Annotated in this window: 14 protein-coding genes and 1 tRNA gene; 10 read left to right on the forward strand and 5 right to left on the reverse strand. The window is 73.1% G+C overall.

Annotated elements, in window-relative coordinates; genetic code table 11:
* Positions 1-288 precede the first annotated feature (288 nt).
* Positions 289-768: an ATP-binding protein gene (locus tag ACIRBY_RS13790; protein WP_403900312.1), complete on the forward strand. Its 480-nt coding sequence runs from the start codon at positions 289-291 to the stop codon at positions 766-768.
* 57 nt (positions 769-825) lie between these two features.
* On the opposite strand, the gene ACIRBY_RS13795 is transcribed toward ACIRBY_RS13790, so the two are convergent.
* Both ACIRBY_RS13795 and ACIRBY_RS13800 read right to left on the reverse strand, forming a co-directional pair.
* Complete coding sequence (locus ACIRBY_RS13795) at positions 826-2,289, reverse strand: aminopeptidase P family protein (RefSeq protein WP_403900314.1); 1,464 nt, start codon at positions 2,287-2,289, stop codon at positions 826-828.
* Positions 2,290-2,423: 134 nt separating this feature from the next.
* A complete protein-coding gene (locus ACIRBY_RS13800; protein ID WP_403900316.1) occupies positions 2,424-4,010 on the reverse strand; it encodes a PP2C family protein-serine/threonine phosphatase in 1,587 nt (528 codons plus the stop codon).
* Positions 4,011-4,429: 419 nt separating this feature from the next.
* On the opposite strand from ACIRBY_RS13800, the gene ACIRBY_RS13805 reads away from it, so the two are divergent.
* A complete protein-coding gene (locus tag ACIRBY_RS13805; protein WP_403900318.1) occupies positions 4,430-5,158 on the forward strand; it encodes a bifunctional DNA primase/polymerase in 729 nt (242 codons plus the stop codon).
* 108 nt (positions 5,159-5,266) lie between these two features.
* Complete coding sequence (locus ACIRBY_RS13810) at positions 5,267-5,824, forward strand: hypothetical protein (protein ID WP_403900320.1); 558 nt, start codon at positions 5,267-5,269, stop codon at positions 5,822-5,824.
* Positions 5,825-6,037: 213 nt separating this feature from the next.
* Here ACIRBY_RS13810 and ACIRBY_RS13815 read toward each other — a convergent pair whose 3' ends face one another.
* From ACIRBY_RS13815 to ACIRBY_RS13825, 3 genes are all read right to left on the reverse strand, one after another.
* On the reverse strand, positions 6,038-7,012 hold the full coding sequence (locus ACIRBY_RS13815; protein WP_403900322.1) for a DUF5926 family protein: 975 nt from the start codon (positions 7,010-7,012) through the stop codon (positions 6,038-6,040).
* Between the two features lie 198 nt (positions 7,013-7,210).
* Positions 7,211-7,813, reverse strand: a complete 603-nt coding sequence (locus ACIRBY_RS13820; protein ID WP_403900324.1) for an ATP-binding protein — start codon at positions 7,811-7,813, stop codon at positions 7,211-7,213.
* Between the two features lie 85 nt (positions 7,814-7,898).
* A complete protein-coding gene (locus ACIRBY_RS13825; protein ID WP_403900575.1) occupies positions 7,899-8,687 on the reverse strand; it encodes a glycerophosphodiester phosphodiesterase in 789 nt (262 codons plus the stop codon).
* A gap of 279 nt (positions 8,688-8,966) precedes the next feature.
* On the opposite strand from ACIRBY_RS13825, the gene ACIRBY_RS13830 reads away from it, so the two are divergent.
* From ACIRBY_RS13830 to ACIRBY_RS13860, 7 genes are all read left to right on the forward strand, one after another.
* Entirely contained in the window at positions 8,967-10,493 is a 1,527-nt protein-coding gene (locus tag ACIRBY_RS13830) for a S1C family serine protease (RefSeq protein ID WP_403900326.1), read from the forward strand.
* Between the two features lie 96 nt (positions 10,494-10,589).
* On the forward strand, positions 10,590-11,495 hold the full coding sequence (locus ACIRBY_RS13835; RefSeq protein ID WP_366453748.1) for a LysR substrate-binding domain-containing protein: 906 nt from the start codon (positions 10,590-10,592) through the stop codon (positions 11,493-11,495).
* A 102-nt stretch (positions 11,496-11,597) separates the two neighbouring features.
* The gene (locus ACIRBY_RS13840) at positions 11,598-12,146 is read left to right on the forward strand and encodes a cysteine dioxygenase (protein WP_403900328.1); all 549 of its coding nucleotides are present in this window, start codon (positions 11,598-11,600) and stop codon (positions 12,144-12,146) included.
* A complete protein-coding gene (locus ACIRBY_RS13845; RefSeq protein WP_403900330.1) occupies positions 12,146-13,192 on the forward strand; it encodes a YeiH family protein in 1,047 nt (348 codons plus the stop codon). Before ACIRBY_RS13840 ends, ACIRBY_RS13845 begins: the two co-directional genes overlap by 1 nt.
* Before the next feature lie 187 nt (positions 13,193-13,379).
* Positions 13,380-14,318, forward strand: coding sequence for a trypsin-like serine peptidase (locus ACIRBY_RS13850; RefSeq protein WP_403900332.1), 939 nt, complete (start codon positions 13,380-13,382; stop codon positions 14,316-14,318).
* Between the two features lie 60 nt (positions 14,319-14,378).
* A tRNA-Ser gene (locus ACIRBY_RS13855) sits at positions 14,379-14,466 on the forward strand.
* Positions 14,467-14,676: 210 nt separating this feature from the next.
* On the forward strand, positions 14,677-15,009 hold the full coding sequence (locus ACIRBY_RS13860) for a DUF6344 domain-containing protein (RefSeq protein WP_403900334.1): 333 nt from the start codon (positions 14,677-14,679) through the stop codon (positions 15,007-15,009).
* Positions 15,010-15,166: the final 157 nt, after the last annotated feature.

A 15,166-nucleotide genomic window follows, 5' to 3' on the forward strand; every position in this document is an offset into this window, starting at 1 on the left:
ATGGTTCCGGTGTGCGACGGGTGCCCGGTCGGTGCGCGGTCAGCGCGTGGTCAGGGCCCGGACCGGGCCCTGACGGCGTCCGCGCCGGGCGCCGGCCGCCGGCTGACGGCCCGCTGACGAGGGGCTCCGGCCGTACTGCCCGGGCTCGGCCGGCTCCCGTCCCGGCTCGGCCGGACCGTGCGCCTACGCAGCTGATACACGCCGGACGCACATGCCGCATCGGCCGAATGAGGGCTGTGCCGGCCGCCGGGGGCTTACGCGCCACCGGGGGCGGCAATAGGTACCCGTATGAGCATCTGGTGGTCTCTCCACTTGCGGCGCGAAGCCGCGAGCGTGCCGCTGGCCCGGCGACTGCTGCTGGGGACGATGGAGACCGCGGGGGTGGACCCGGACATCTCCTACGAGCTGTCGGTCGCGCTGAGCGAGGCGTGTGCCAACGCGGTGGAGCACGGCGGCCGCGGCGGTCCGGTCGGGGGCCCGGTCGGCGTCCCGGCCGACGACGTCCTGGACGGCACCGAGGCGTACCACGTCACCGCCTACCTCGACGGGGACCGCTGCCGCATCGAGGTCGCCGACTCGGGTCCGGGGTTCCCGCCCTCGACGGTGGCCCGCCGCAGACCCTCCCTGGCCGAGCACGGCCGGGGCCTGCACCTGATCGCGGAGCTCGCCGACGACGTCCGCCTGCGCAACCGGCCGGGCCGGGGCGCGGTGGTGAGCTTCGAGCGGATGCTGAAGTGGCGTGACGACGCACTGCTGAGGGTGTCCTAGGAACGCCGACGGGGCGGGGACCGATCCGGTCCCCGCCCCGTCGGTACGGCGGTGGCGTCAGCCCTTGAGGCGCGCCATCCAGGCCTCGACCTCGACCGAGGTGCGCGGCAGCCCGGCCGACAGGTTCCGGTTGCCGTCCTCGGTGACGAGGATGTCGTCCTCGATCCGGACGCCGATGCCCCGGTACTCCTCGGGCACGGTCAGGTCGTCGGCCTGGAAGTACAGGCCGGGCTCGACGGTCAGGCACATGCCCGGCTCCAGCGTGCCGTCGACGTAGGCCTCGGTGCGCGCGGCGGCGCAGTCGTGGACGTCCATGCCGAGCATGTGGCCGGTGCCGTGCAGGGTCCAGCGGCGCTGCAGCCCGAGCTCCAGGACGCGCTCGACCGGGCCCTCCAGCAGGCCCCACTCCACGAGCTTCTCGGCCAGCACGTGCTGGGCGGCGTCGTGGAAGTCACGGAACTTCGCGCCCGGCTTGACGGCGGCGATGCCGGCTTCCTGGGACTCGTAGACCGCGTCGTAGACCTTGCGCTGGATGTCGGTGTACGTGCCGTTGATCGGCAGCGTGCGCGTGACGTCGGCGGTGTAGAGGGAGTGGGTCTCCACGCCGGCGTCGAGCAGCAGGAGGTCGCCGGAGCGGACCGCGCCGTCGTTGCGGACCCAGTGCAGGGTGCAGGCGTGGGCGCCGGCGGCCGCGATGGTGCCGTAGCCGACGTCGTTGCCCTCGACGCGGGCACGCAGGAAGAAGGTGCCCTCGATGTAGCGCTCGGAGGTGGCCTCCGCCCTGTCGAGGACCTTCACGACGTCCTCGAAGCCGCGGACGGTGGAGTCCACGGCCTTCTGCAGCTCGCCGATCTCGAAGGCGTCCTTCACGGCGCGGGCCTCGGAGAGGTAGACCCGCAGCTCCTCGTCGCGCTCCTTGGTCACCTTGTCGGTGAGGGCGGACTCGATGACGGAGTCGTGGCCGCGGACGGCGCGGACCGGGCCGGTGGCCTCGGTCAGGGCCTCGGGCAGCTCGCGGACGTCCTTGGCCGGGATGCCCAGGAGCTGCTCGGCCTCGGTGAGGGAGTGGCGGCGGCCGACCCAGAGCTCGCCCTGGCCCGACAGCCAGAACTCGCCGTTCTCGCGGTCCGAGCGGGGCAGCAGGTAGACCGTGGCCTCGTGGCCGGTCTCCGTGGGCTCCAGGACCAGGACGCCGTTCTCGGTCTGGTCGCCGGTGAGGTACGCGTACTCGGTGGAGGCGCGGAAGGGGTACTCGGTGTCGTTCGAGCGGGTCTTCAGCCGGCCCGCGGGGACCACCAGGCGCTCGCCGGGGAAGCGGGCGGACAGCGCGGCGCGGCGGTCGGCGGTGTGGCCGGCCTGGGCGAGGGGCTCGAGCCCGTGCAGCTCGGTGTCGGCCCAGCCGGTGCGCATGCTCTCCGCGAGTTCCTCGCTGACGCCCGGGTACAGCCCGTTCTTGCGCTGCTTGTGCTTCTTCTGGGGCTGCTCTTCTTCCGGGGTCTCCGGGGTGAGCTCGTCAGCCACGTCATCTCCTCAGCCGCTACGACACGCACGGGTCCGGGTGCGAACCCCGTTCATCGTATGTGTGAGGAGGAGGCGCCCGGCCAGTCCTGTGACATACCAGTCAAAACGGGCGCCTGTCGGTGGGCCTCCGCCGCTCAGTCGAAGCGGGCCGCGAGCAGGACGACGTCCTCGCCGTCCCGGTACGGGTCGCAGGCGGCCGGGCCCGGCCCGTCCTCGGGGAGGAGCGTGCGCAGGATGTGGTCGCAGAGGGCCGCCGGGTCCTCCCGGGCGCCGCGCGGAGCCCCGGCGGCCGCCGCGTGCAGCCGGGCGTAGGCCCGGTCCATGGGGTCGCCGGTACGCCGCAGCAGACCGTCCGTGTACAGCAGCACCGTTTCTCCGGATGCGGGCTCGATCTCCACGCTGGGCGCTTCCCAGCAGGCCAGCATCCCCAGCGGCGCCGAGAGCGAGGTCTCGACGTACTCGGTGCGCCGCTCGCCGATCAGCAGCGGCGGCATGTGTCCCGCGCCGGCCAGGAGGATCTTGCGGGCGGCGGTGTCGCAGTACGCGAAGACGGCGGTGGCCGAGCGCGCGGGCTCGGTCAGGCGCAGCAGCAGCTCCAGGTCGGACAGGACCGCGACGGGGTCCTCCCCCTCCATGACGGCGTACGCGCGCAGCGAGGCCCGCAGCCGTCCCATCGCGGCCACGGCGCTCGGGCCGGATCCGCTGACCGATCCGACGGCGAGCCCCATGGCGCCCTCGGGCAGCGGCAGCGCGTCGTACCAGTCGCCCCCGCCGAGGGGGCCGCTGCGGTGCCGGGTGGCGAGCCGCACCCCGGGGATCCTGGGCAGCCGGCTGGGCAGCAGCTCCTCGGAGACGGTGGCCAGGCGGGTGCGGGAGCGGTCCACCTCCAGCATCCGGGCCAGGTGTTCGGCCCCGTGCCGGACGTAGAGGCCGACGAGGTCGCGCTGGCGGTCGTTCGGTTCGGCCTGTTCGTCGTAGAGCCAGACGGCCGCGCCGAGCCGGCCGGTGGCGTCGGCGGTCAGCGGCAGCGCGTAGCTGGCGGCGTAGCCGAGGCGGGCGGCGACCTCGCGGTGGCGGGGGTCGACGGGGGGTTCGTGGCCCGCGGCGCCGGGGGCGGCCGCCGCGCCGGGTTCCGGGAGCACCTCGGAGCCGCCGTGGGCGTCGGGGAGCCCGTCCAGGATGCGGCCGTACGAGGTGGCGCTGCGCGGCACCGTCTCGATGTGGCCGAGGTCGGCGCGGCCCAGGCCCAGGCCGATGGTGGAGGCGGGGCCGAGTCCGTCGGAGGGCTCCAGGACGACCAGTCCGCGGCGGGCGCCGACGAGGGCGGCCCCGGCGCGCAGGAACTCCCGCAGGGAGGAGTCGAGGTCGCGGGTCCGGGCGAGGCGTTCGGTGAGTTCGTGGAGGGTGGTGAGGTCGGAGACCATGCCCGCCAGCCGGTCCTGGATGACGCTGCTCGCGGCAGGCGGGGCGGCCTGTGCGGGGGCGGTCCGGGCGGAGGTGGCCGCCGCGGCGGACAGGGAGCCGGGCGCGGGCGCGACAGTGTGCGCCGACCCGTTGACTGCTGGATCGATTCCAGCCACTTTCGGCAGATGCGGGGCGCTCATGGCGTCCGCCTTTCCACCTGGTGCGATTCGCCATATAGCATCGCAAACCCCCAGATCGTGCTGCGCCGCCATCAATGGATCCACATCTACACGCACCCGAGGATCGATGTCCAGCATTGTCCCAGTGGGAATCCTGGTGTCCGTGGGACGGCAACTCACTGTCCAGCCAGGGGTAAAACTTGGCTGGAAAAAGCTGGAAGCGGACGGTTTTTGCGATCGACTGGACAGGCGCTTCCAGGGGTCCGGGTACGTAATCGCTAGTGCCCGGGGCCAGTTGGCGCCCCCGGCACCGCCGGGAACCGCCCGGCCCGGGCCGTCGTCCTAAGCGGCGGCAGCCGGTCTCGACACCGGTGCGGGTCGCTCGGACCGCTCGCTCCGGGCCCCCGCCGGACGTTTGACGGACCCGTAAGACAACTGCACGAACCGTGTGAACCTGCTTCTGGCGGATCAGTGACGCGAAACGTGTACGTGTGGTGAAGCACCGCTCACGTGGTGTGATGTGGCCCTCGACGTTCAACGGAAAGGAACGAGCGCTCATGCGCGAGATCCTCGGAAGGCGTCTCCAGCGGCTCCGCGATCGCTTGAAGTTCCCGCGCGGCGCCTCCCGTACCGCCGTGGAGGCCGGTGCCGGCGCGGCTCCGTCCCTCCTCGACGCGGCTTTGACCTGCGCCACCGTCCGGCAGTGGCCCGTACTGCCGGGCGTGGGCCGGGCCGGCGCCGACAGCCGGCGCTGCGCCTGTCCCGACCCCGACTGCGTGGTGCCCGGAGCCCATCCCTTCGACCCCGGGCTGCTCGCCGCCACCACCGACGCCCGGATGGTGGCCTGGTGGTGGGGGAAACGGCCCGCGGCCCCGGTGCTGCTGGCCACCGGCGGGGCCGCCCCGTGCGCGGTGAGCCTGCCGGCCAAGGCGGCCGCGCGTGCGGTCGTACGGCTGGACGCGCAGGGCATGCGGCTCGGTCCGATCGTCGCCACGCCCACTCGCTGGTCCCTGCTCGTGGCGCCCTACTCGCTGGAGCGGCTCGGCGAACTCCTGTACGCCAAGGACCACGTGCCCTCCTCGCTGCGCTTCCACGGTGAGGGCGGCTACCTGCTGCTGCCGCCGTCCCCGGCGTCCGGCGGCGGGCAGGTCCGCTGGGAGCGGGAGCCCGAGCCGCGGCACCCCGGTTCGGACGGCCTGTGGCTGCCGGAGGTGGAGGCGGTCGTGGACGCGCTCGTCGAGGCGAGCAGCGGTGCTCCCGGCGGCGGCAGCCGGCTCGCGTACTGAGCCCGAGCGCCCGGCACATCACTCGTACGGGTGTCACCACGGCGAGTTTCCAAGGGAATTGGGCGCGGGGATCTCCGTGCCCCATTCCCGCGTCGCTATCTTCGGCGAATGAATCTCCGCCTGATCGGTATCGGCGCCGGTGTGCTGATCATCTTGTCGCTTCCCCTGGCCGGAGCGATCGCCGGGCCGGATTTCGCCGGTCAGGGCGACGGAAAAGGCGGGGGGTTGCTCGCCTCGCTCGGCCTTTCCCACTCCGGCGCGCCGGACGCGGCGCACCCCGCCGGCGACCCCGCACGGCCCGGCCCGCCCGAGCAGCCCCGCACCGATGCGCGGTGCGGTCCCGAACTCTCCGCCCCGCAGGGCCTGGAGGCGCAGACGTGCGTGCTCGTGAGCGAGGGGCGGACCTGGGGCCGGAGCTACTACCGCAACACCGGCGGCCGCGCGCTGGACGCCGTGCTGACCGTGATGGGGCCGGCGGGGCGGACGGTGCAGATCCACTGCGCGGTGGCGGCGGGTGACGAACCGGGCCTGTGCGAGACGCCCCGGGAGGAGTCGGCGGGGGCGCCGGGCGCCTACTCGGCCGTGGCGGAGTTTGCAGTTCCGGACGATGAAGGGCGGCTGCTGCTGCGGTCCGGGAGCAACTCACCGGCACCGACGGGCGGTTGAGCACCGCCGAAAGACAGAGGCCCGGTCGCTGGCGACGGGGGATGCACCAGCGACCGGGCTACAAGAACGGTAACAAGAGATCGCCTGTTCGCAAATTCGATCTCTGATATTCAGACATCGATTTGCAGGCGATTAGCGGGAGTTGTGACACCGGTCACCGGACCGCGCCCGGCTCGTGCGCCGTACGCGGTCCACTCCCGCGCCGGTCGGGCGTCAGCTCAGCGTCACCTGGCGGTTGGTGAGTCCGCCGCGCGCCCGCCGCTCCTCGGCGGTCAGCGGGGCGTCGGCGGCCAGGGCCGTGGCCAGGCGCTCCGCGAACTCGGCGGCGGGCTTCTCCACGTCTTCGGCGGTGACCCCGGTGGGCAGGTCCCAGACGGGGACCATCAGGCCGTGGGCGCGGAAGGAGCCGACGAGCTTGGTGCCCTCGCCGAGGGAGGAGGTGCCCGCCGCGTGCAGCCGCGCCAGGGCGTCGAGCAGCTTCTCCTCCGCGTGCGGCATGACCCAGCGCAGGTGGTTCTTGTCCGGGGTCTCGCACCAGTAGGCGGCGTCCACGCCCGCCAGCTTGACGGTCGGGATGGCGGCGGCGTTGGCGCGCTCCAGCGAGGCCGCGATCTCCGGGGAGGCGTTCTGGGCGCTCTCCGCGTCCGGAATCCAGAATTCGAAGCCGGCGTGCACAACCGGCTCGAAAACGCCGTCCAGGTCGAGGAGATCCTGAAGTCGGGGCCCCTCGGCCGGCACACGGCGCGCGGCGACCGGGTTGCCCGGCTCGGTGGCGAGCGCGCGCTCCAGGGTGTCGGCCATGTCGCGGGCGAGGTCCCCGGAGGTGGACTCGTTCTGGAGGCCGAGCAGGACGGAGCCGTCCTCGCGCCGCAGGGCGGGCCAGGCCATGGGGAGCACGGTCACCAGCGTGACGGACGGGACGCCCTCGGGCAGGCCGCCCTTGAGGTTCAGCGGCACGGTGGCCGCGGGGACGAGCTCGCGCAGCGCCACCCAGTCGCACTCGCCCGGCAGTCCCTCGAAGGGGCGTCGCACGTGCTCGGTGACGGCGTGCGCCGCGGCCGCTCCGTGACAGGCCTTGTAACGGCGCCCGGAACCGCAGGGGCAGGGCTCGCGCGCGCCCACCACCGGGATCTCCCCGTTGTCGAGCTGAGGCTTCGCGGTCTTCGCGGCGGGGCGCTTCTTGGCCATCGTGGGTGTCTCCCGGTTGCGGCGGTACGGCGGTGTCTCTGGGCGCGAGCCTAGCCGTTCGTACCGCCGGAACCGGCGGGGTGCGGCCGGGAGCACGGTCGGCGTGCGCTCCCGGACGGCCGCGGGCGCGGACGGCCGGTGCCGCCGGTCGAGGGTGCCGGGGGCCGGGGCCGGGGGTGCCGGGGGCCGGGGGTGCCGTCAGGCGTCGAGATCGTCGAAGGCGGCGGCGAAGTCGATCGCCGGGGGAGCGACGCGCGTAGCGAAGTCGTCGTGCCGGTGCCCCCGGGCGACGATCGCCCAGACGGTGACCTCCCCGGCCGCTCCGTCCCGGACGCCCCAGTCCTGGGCCAGCGCGCTGATGATGTTCAGCCCCCGGCCCCCGTGCGCGGTGACCGAGGGGGTGGCCGGGACCGGGCGGGTCGGACCGCCACCGTCCGTGACCTCGACGGTCAGCCGTCCCGCCTTGTCGACGCGCCACGCGGCGCGCACTTCGCCGTCACCGACGTCCCGGGCGCCCAGCGGCCTGCCGTGCCGGCAGGCGTTGCTGAGGAGTTCGGAAAGGATCAGTACGGCATCGTCGACGACCGATTCGGACACTCCGCTGATGCGCAGCTGTTCGCGCATGCGGTGTCGCGCCTCGCCCACGCCCGCAGGACCATGGCGAATGTCCATGCACGACGACGTGGGCACTTCCTGTGCCATCACCAACGCCACCCCCGGAACCTCCTTAGCCCCACGCCATGGTCTGGATGCCCCACTGGCCTGGACCGGAAACCGCCGGCACACACAGCTCTGACGCATTCATGACCAACGGATGCGGAGCGGATGCGCCGGGGCACGCCCTGTCACGGGTGGGATTCCTGTGGCGGGTGCGCAAATCGGGACGTCAGCGTCCGAGCTGTGACAGAACCTGGCGCGGCCGGTTCGTGATGATCGCTTCTACACCCAGATCAGCGCAAAGCTGAACATCGTCCGGATCGTTCACGGTCCAGACGTGGACGGAGTGCCCCGCCGTCTGGAGCTTGCGGATGAAGCCGGGGTGGTTGCGGACGATCCGCATCGCCGGTCCCGCGATCCGCACGCCCGCGGGCAGGCGGCCGTCGCGCATCCGGGGCGAGACGAACTGCATCAGGTAGACGGTCGGGACCGTCGGGGCGGCCGCGCGCACCCGGTGCAGGGAGCGGGCGGAGAAGCTCATGACCCGGACGGGGTGGGGGCCGGCGGCGGGCGGGGCGTCCAGTCCGAAGCGCTTGAGGAGGAAGAGGAGGCGCTCCTCCACCTGTCCGGCCCAGCGGGTGGGGTGTTTCGTCTCGATCGCCAGCTGCACGGGCCGGCCGGCGTCGGCCACCAGCTCCAGCAGCCGCTCCAGGGTGAGCACGGAGGTGCGCTCGGGGTCGCCGACCCAGTCGGGGGACTCCTCGCGGTCCTTCCAGGAGCCGAAGTCGAGGGCGGCCAGCTCGGCCAGCTCCAGCGCCGAGACGGCGCCCCGGCCGTTGGACGTGCGGTTCACGCGGCGGTCGTGGACCAGCACGAGATGGCCGTCGGCGGTCAGCCGGATGTCGCACTCGAGGGCGTCGGCGCCGTCCTCGATGGCCTTCCGGTAGGCGGCCAGGGTGTGCTCGGGGGCGTCCTCCGAGGCGCCGCGGTGGGCGACGACCTGGATGGGGCGCGGCATTGCGTGGGTCACCCGGTCATGGTGCCACCGAGGAGTCCCCGTGTGGCGGGGTAACTCCTGGAGGTGCGTCCGATATGTCGGATATAAAGGAGAGCGGTAGACGCACAGGTCCGGCTTACAGTGCTCTGACGGGTCATGGGAAAGGCTTCGCCCTGGAACTTCTACGGTGCATCGAACGTTCAGTCGGACCGATGCCCGGAGGGTGTCGGGTCGATATCGCCTGATATTTCCAGCAGCCGTATTGGCCGTGCAAGCCGTGTGTGACGAGGAGAGAGAGCTGTGAGCACCGAGAACGAGGGCACCGCGGCCCCGACGCCCCCCGCGGCCCCGTCCGCACCTCCCGTGCCGGTGGCCGCCTCCACCCCCGAACCGGCGGCGCCCGCCGCCCCGGCCCAGGACGCCCCGGCGGCGCCGCCGGTACCGCAGGACGCCCCGGCTCCGGCCCCGGGCGCCGAGCACACCCAGCAGCTGCCCCCCACCCCGCCGGCCCCGCCCGCGCCCCCGGCGTACGGCCACGAGCAGCCCCCGGCCGCCCAGCCGGCCGGCCCCGCCGCGGCGTACGGCGCCGAGGCCTGGCCCCCGCCGCCGCCGGCGGTCCCCGCCTACGGTGCGGGCGGGGCGGCCGGCGGCCAGGGCGGCGGCGCCTGGGGCGTCCCGCTCACCGCCGACGGCGCCCCGCACCCCAAGCCGAAGGGCCGGGGCGGGCTAATCGCGTCGGTCCTGGTGGCGGCCCTGCTCGCGGGTGGCGTGGGCGGCGGCATCGGCTACTGGGCGGCCCAGCGCGACCACGACGGCACCGGCTCGACCACGATCAGCGCGACGAACACCCCGAAGGACCTCAAGCGGGACGCCGGCTCCGTCGCGGGCCTCGCGGCCTCCGCGCTGCCCAGCGTCGTCACCATCGAGGCCTCGGCCGGGGACGGCGAGGGCGGCACCGGCACCGGGTTCGTCTACGACGAGCAGGGCCACATCCTCACCAACAACCACGTGGTCGCCTCCGCCGCGAACGGCGGCAAGATCTCCGCCACCTTCTCCGACGGCAAGAAGTACGACGCGGAGGTCCTGGGCCGGGCCCAGGGCTACGACGTGGCCGTCATCAAGCTGAAGAACCCGCCCGCGAACCTGAAGCCGCTGGCCCTCGGCGACTCCGACAAGGTCGCGGTCGGCGACCCGACCATCGCGATCGGCGCCCCCTTCGGCCTGTCCAACACGGTCACCACCGGCATCGTCAGCGCCAAGAACCGCCCGGTCGCCTCCGGCGACGGCTCCGGCGGCAAGAACTCGTACATGAGCGCCCTGCAGACGGACGCCTCCATCAACCCGGGCAACTCCGGCGGTCCGCTGCTCGACGGCCGCGGGGCGGTCATCGGCATCAACTCGGCCATCCAGTCCGCCGGCAACGGCGGGTTCGGCGGAGGCCAGGCCGGCTCGATCGGCCTCGGCTTCGCCATCCCGATCAACCAGGCCAAGAACGTCGCCGAATCGCTGATCAAGACCGGCAAGCCGGTCTACCCGGTGATCTCGGTCTCCGTGGACCTCCAGGCCAAGTCGGACGGCGCCAAGATCTCGGAGCAGGGCGCCCCGGCCAACGAGCTGGTCGACCCGAACGGCCCGGCCGGCAAGGCGGGCCTCAAGCCCGGCGACATCATCACGGAGTTCGGCGGCAAGCAGGTCGACAGCGGCCCGACCCTGATCAGTCTGATCTGGACGTACAAGCCGGGCGACACCGTGAAGCTGACCTACCTGCGCGGCGGCAAGCCGACCACGGTCGACATCACGCTCGGCTCGCGCGTCGGCGACAAGTAGCGCGCACCGGGGCGCCGCTCGACGGTGGCTTGATGGGAGGGGCCGTGGCCGGGAATCCGGCTACGGCCCCTCCCAACATCCGCTTATGCTTCGCTGGTGTTCGATTCACGGCACATACGGACATTCCACGAGGTGGTCGCCGCAGGCTCGTACTCGGCCGCCGCCCGCGTCCTGGGCTACACCCAGCCCGCGATCACCCAGCAGATGAAGGCGCTCGAACGCGCCGTCGGCACTCCGCTGTTCACCCGCGTGGGCCGCCGGATGAAGCTGACCGAGGCCGGGGAGTCCCTGGCCCGGCACGCGGAGTCCATCCTCGGCAGCCTCTCGGCCGCCGAGGCCCAGCTGAAGGCGTACACGAGGCTGCGCACCGGGCGCGTACGGGTCTGCGGGTTCCCCAGCGCCAACGTCACCCTGGTGCCGGAGGCCCTCAGCGGCCTGGCCAAGGACCACCCCGGGGTACAGGTCGAGCTGCTGGAAGGGGAGCCGCCGGAGTCCCTGCGCAGGCTCCAGCGCGGCGAGTGCGACATCACGCTCGCCTTCACCTACCCGGGGCTGCACGAGGAGGTCCCCGAGGAGGTCGCCGAGGTCAGGTTGCTGGAGGACCAGCTCACGGTGCTGCTGCCGACCGGACACCCGCTCGCCCGCCGCCGGGCCGTGCAGCTGGCCGACCTCGCCGAGGAGAAGTGGATCGCCGGCTGTCCGCGCTGCCGGGCCAACCTGCTGCACGAGTGCGCCGAGCTGGGATTCGTCCCCGACATACGGTTCGCCACCGACGACAACCTCGTCGTCCAGAGCCTGGTCGCCCAGGGGCTGGGGGTGGCGATGATGCCCGCGCTGGTCCTGCCCTCGCTCTCGCTGAGCCGGGTCTGCGGCCGGGTGCTGGAGCCCGCCGCCCGCCGTCACATCGCCGCGTACGTCTACCGCGACCACCTGAGGATCCCGGCGACGGCGGTGGTGCTGGACGAGCTGAAGCGGGTCGCGTCGAACCGGGTCGGCTGCTGACCTCCGGCGGCGTCCCGCCGTCCCCGATCCATAAGCTGTGGTTGGGATTTCAGGTCACAACTGTCGTTGGACGTGATGGATCGGCCGTCGGACGCTGCTTGTATGACCACCACCACGCCGGCCCGTACGACCACGAGGATGGCCGCCCTCGTCAGTGAGATCCGCACGGTCGTCGACCGGGGGCTGGCCCCCGACCTGACCGCCTACCTCGTCGGCGAGCGCCTCTCCCCGCACCTGGGCGCGTCCGACCTGCTCACCGCCGAGCAGCAGGAGGGCGACCCGGAGCGCTACCGGCAGCACGTCCTGCACGCCGAGCCCGACGGCAGCTTCTCGGTCGTGGCCCTGGTCTGGATGCCCGGCCAGGAGACCTGCATCCACGACCACGTGTCGTGGTGCGTGGCCGGAGTGCACCAGGGCGAGGAGAGCGAGCGCCGCTACCGGCTCGCGCCCGGGGCGGACGCCGCCCGTCTGGTGGCCACCGAGGACGTGGTCAACGCCCAGGGGGAGGTCTGCGGCTTCGCCCCGCCCGGTGACATCCACAAGGTGCGCAACTCCTGTACCGACAAGGCCATATCGATCCACGTCTACGGAGCCGACGTCTCCCGGCTGGGCAGCAGCATCCGCCGCGTCTACACGCTCCCCGTCGACTGATGGCCCTCCTCCACCGCCCGCAGACCGAGGCGGCCCACGGTGTTTCACGTGAAACACCCACCCCCTGGCCCGGCCTCGCACTGGCCGCCGGCGGCGCGCTGGTGGCCTGGTGCGTGCACCGGCTGGTTCCCGGCGTGCCGATGCTGACGGCCTCGGTGGTGCTCGGCATCGCAGTGGCCCACCTCCCCGGTGTACGGACCGTCGTACGCGGGCCGGCCCGGCCGGGCCTGTCGCTGGCCGGGCGCCGGCTGATGCGGATCGGCATCGTCCTGCTGGGTCTCGGACTCGGGCTGGACCAGGTGCTCCGGCTGGGCTGGGCGACGGTGGCCATGGTGAGCGCCGTGGTCGCGGCCACTTTCTTCGGCACGATCTGGCTGGGCCGCCGTCTCGGACTCCCCGGCGACCAGCCCCTGTTGATCGCCACCGGGTACTCGATCTGCGGCGCCTCGGCCATCGGCGCGGTGAGCGAAGTGTCCGGCAGCGACGAGGAGGACGTGGCGGCCTCGGTGGCCCTGGTCACCCTCTGCGGCACCCTCGCGATCGCCGTACTCCCCCTGCTCCAGGGCCCCTTGGGCCTCTCCGACCTGGCCTTCGGGCGCTGGGTGGGCGCGAGCGTCCACGACGTGGGCCAGGTGGTGGCGACCGCCCAGACTGCCGGACCCGGCGCGCTCGGCGAGGCGGTGCTGGTCAAGCTGATGCGGGTGGCCCTGCTGGCCCCGCTGGTGGCCGCGGTGGCCTTCTCGATGCGGGCCCGCCGACGCGGCGTGCGCACCGCCTCGGGGAAGCGTCCGGCGCCGGTGCCGCTGTTCGTCGTCGGGTTCCTCGTGGCGGCCGCGGTCCGTGCGACGGGCCTGCTCCCCCACGCGGCCCTGGACTGGGCGCACACCGCGCAGGAGGCCCTGCTGGCGGCGGCCCTCTTCGGGCTCGGCAGCGCCGTCCACCTGCCGACCCTGGCCCGTACCGGCGGTCGTGCCGCACTGCTGGGCCTCGGGGCCTGGGTGGTGGTGGCGGGGGTCTCCTACGCCGGGGTGCTCGTGACCGCATGACGGCCGGACCCAGGGGGAGTTGGCCATTTCCTGGCCGGAACCGAACGAACGTCCGGACTGCCCCCTGACATCTCGGGGTCCCCGTGCGACTCTGCCCCGGCAAGTCGAACAGCCGATCCGCACCGACAGCTCTTCACCCCACCCTGCCCGGTTCCGTCCGGTCCGGGCACGGAAGAAGGAGTCCTGCGTGAATCGTCATCGCACGGCGCTGTCCGTCCTCCTCGCCGCGGGCACCCTGCTCGCCGCCGCCGTGACGGCCGCCTCCCCCTCGGCGGCCGCGGAGTCCCCCTCCTCGTTCCGGCCCGGGCAGACCGCCGGCTTCTGGACGGCCGAGCGGATGCGCCGGGCGACACCGCTCGACGTGGCGGCGTCCCCGGCCGGGGTCCGCGCGGTGCCCGCGACCACGGCCCTGCCCACCCGGGTGCCGCCGACCTCTCCCATGGCGTTCCCGCAGGCCGGCGGGGCCTGGACGTCCGGCGGGGCGGTCGTGAAGACCTCGGGCCGGGTGTTCTTCACCTTCCAGGGCCGGACGGCCTCCTGCTCCGGCGACTCCATCACCAGCCAGAACGGCAGCACGGTCATCACCGCCGGGCACTGCGTGAAGTACCAGGGCGCCTGGCACACCAACTGGATCTTCGTGCCGGGGTACGACAACGGCAACGCCCCGTACGGCCAGTGGCCGGCCACCCAGACCTTCGCCACCGACCAGTGGGCGGCGAGCGAGGACATGAACACGGACGTCGGCCTCGCGGTCGTCGCCCCGCTGAACGGCCAGAAGCTCAGCCAGGTCGTCGGGGCCCAGGGGATCCGGTTCAACGGGGCCTACAACAAGAAGACGTACTCCTTCGGCTTCCCGGCGGCCGCCCCCTACGACGGCACCAAACTCGTCTACTGCAGCGCCAACACGGGCAAGGACTTCCTGCTCACCAAGGACCACAGCATGTCCTGCAACATGACCGGCGGCTCCAGCGGCGGCCCCTGGTTCCAGGACTTCGACGAGTCGACGGGCCTGGGCACGCAGGTCTCGGTGAACAGCTTCGGCTACAACTTCCTGCCGAACACGATGTTCGGCCCGTACTTCGGCAACGAGGCCAAGGCGGCCTACGACAAGGCCCAGACGTCCTGACGCCCGCCACCGCAACACCCACCCCAGGCACCCCCACATCCCGGTACTCTGTACCGGCCAGGTGGGTTGCCCGAGCGGCCTAAGGGAACGGTCTTGAAAACCGTCGTGGCGCGAGTCACCGTGGGTTCAAATCCCACACCCACCGCCACAGGCCGGCGCATGCGCCGGCGGGAAGGGGCGCCCCTCAGGGAGGGGCGCCCCTTCTGCGTTCCCGCAGCCCCTCCGGCGGGCCCTGGTCCGTCCGGGTGGTGTTTGTCTGAAGATCGGCGCGCGTCGCCGGGGGCGGGCGGTTGCGGTCGCATCATGACGAATGTATGCAGATCCGCCCGTCGGAACATCGCGAATCGAGGCGTTCGTCATGACCCACCGCAGCAGCACCACGTCGATCTGGACCTCCTTCCTCGCCGCCCTCGTGGCGCTCCTGGCCGCTCTCGGCCTTGCGGGCAGGACGGTTCCGGCGGCGGCTGCGCCGGCCGCGGTGGCCACTCCTTCGGCCCCCGCCGTGCGGCGGACGGCTCGGGTTGCGCGGCGGACGTGGCGGGCGATGATGCGGGGCTGCTCCCTCCCGCCGACGATCAAGCAGCGGATCCGGGCCGAGGCCCACGGCAAGAGCCCGTCCGTGCGCCGGTCCTCGACCGCCGCCGCCCTGGCGCCCGCCCCGGACCGGGAGTCGGTCGCACTCGCCGCGTAGCCGGGGCGGGGTGCAGGGGGCCTGCTCCGGCGGGCTGCGGGGGCGCACGGGGGCGTGGAGCCCGGTACGTACGGCAGGGTCGCAGGGCCGGGAGACGGCGGGGTTCCCGGACGGTGCGGCCCGCTTCGGCGTGCGGGCGCCCTTCCGCGCGCCCTTC

Origin of the sequence: Streptomyces sp. NPDC096136 (genome assembly GCF_044763325.1) — a bacterium.
Taxonomy (GTDB): domain Bacteria; phylum Actinomycetota; class Actinomycetes; order Streptomycetales; family Streptomycetaceae; genus Streptomyces.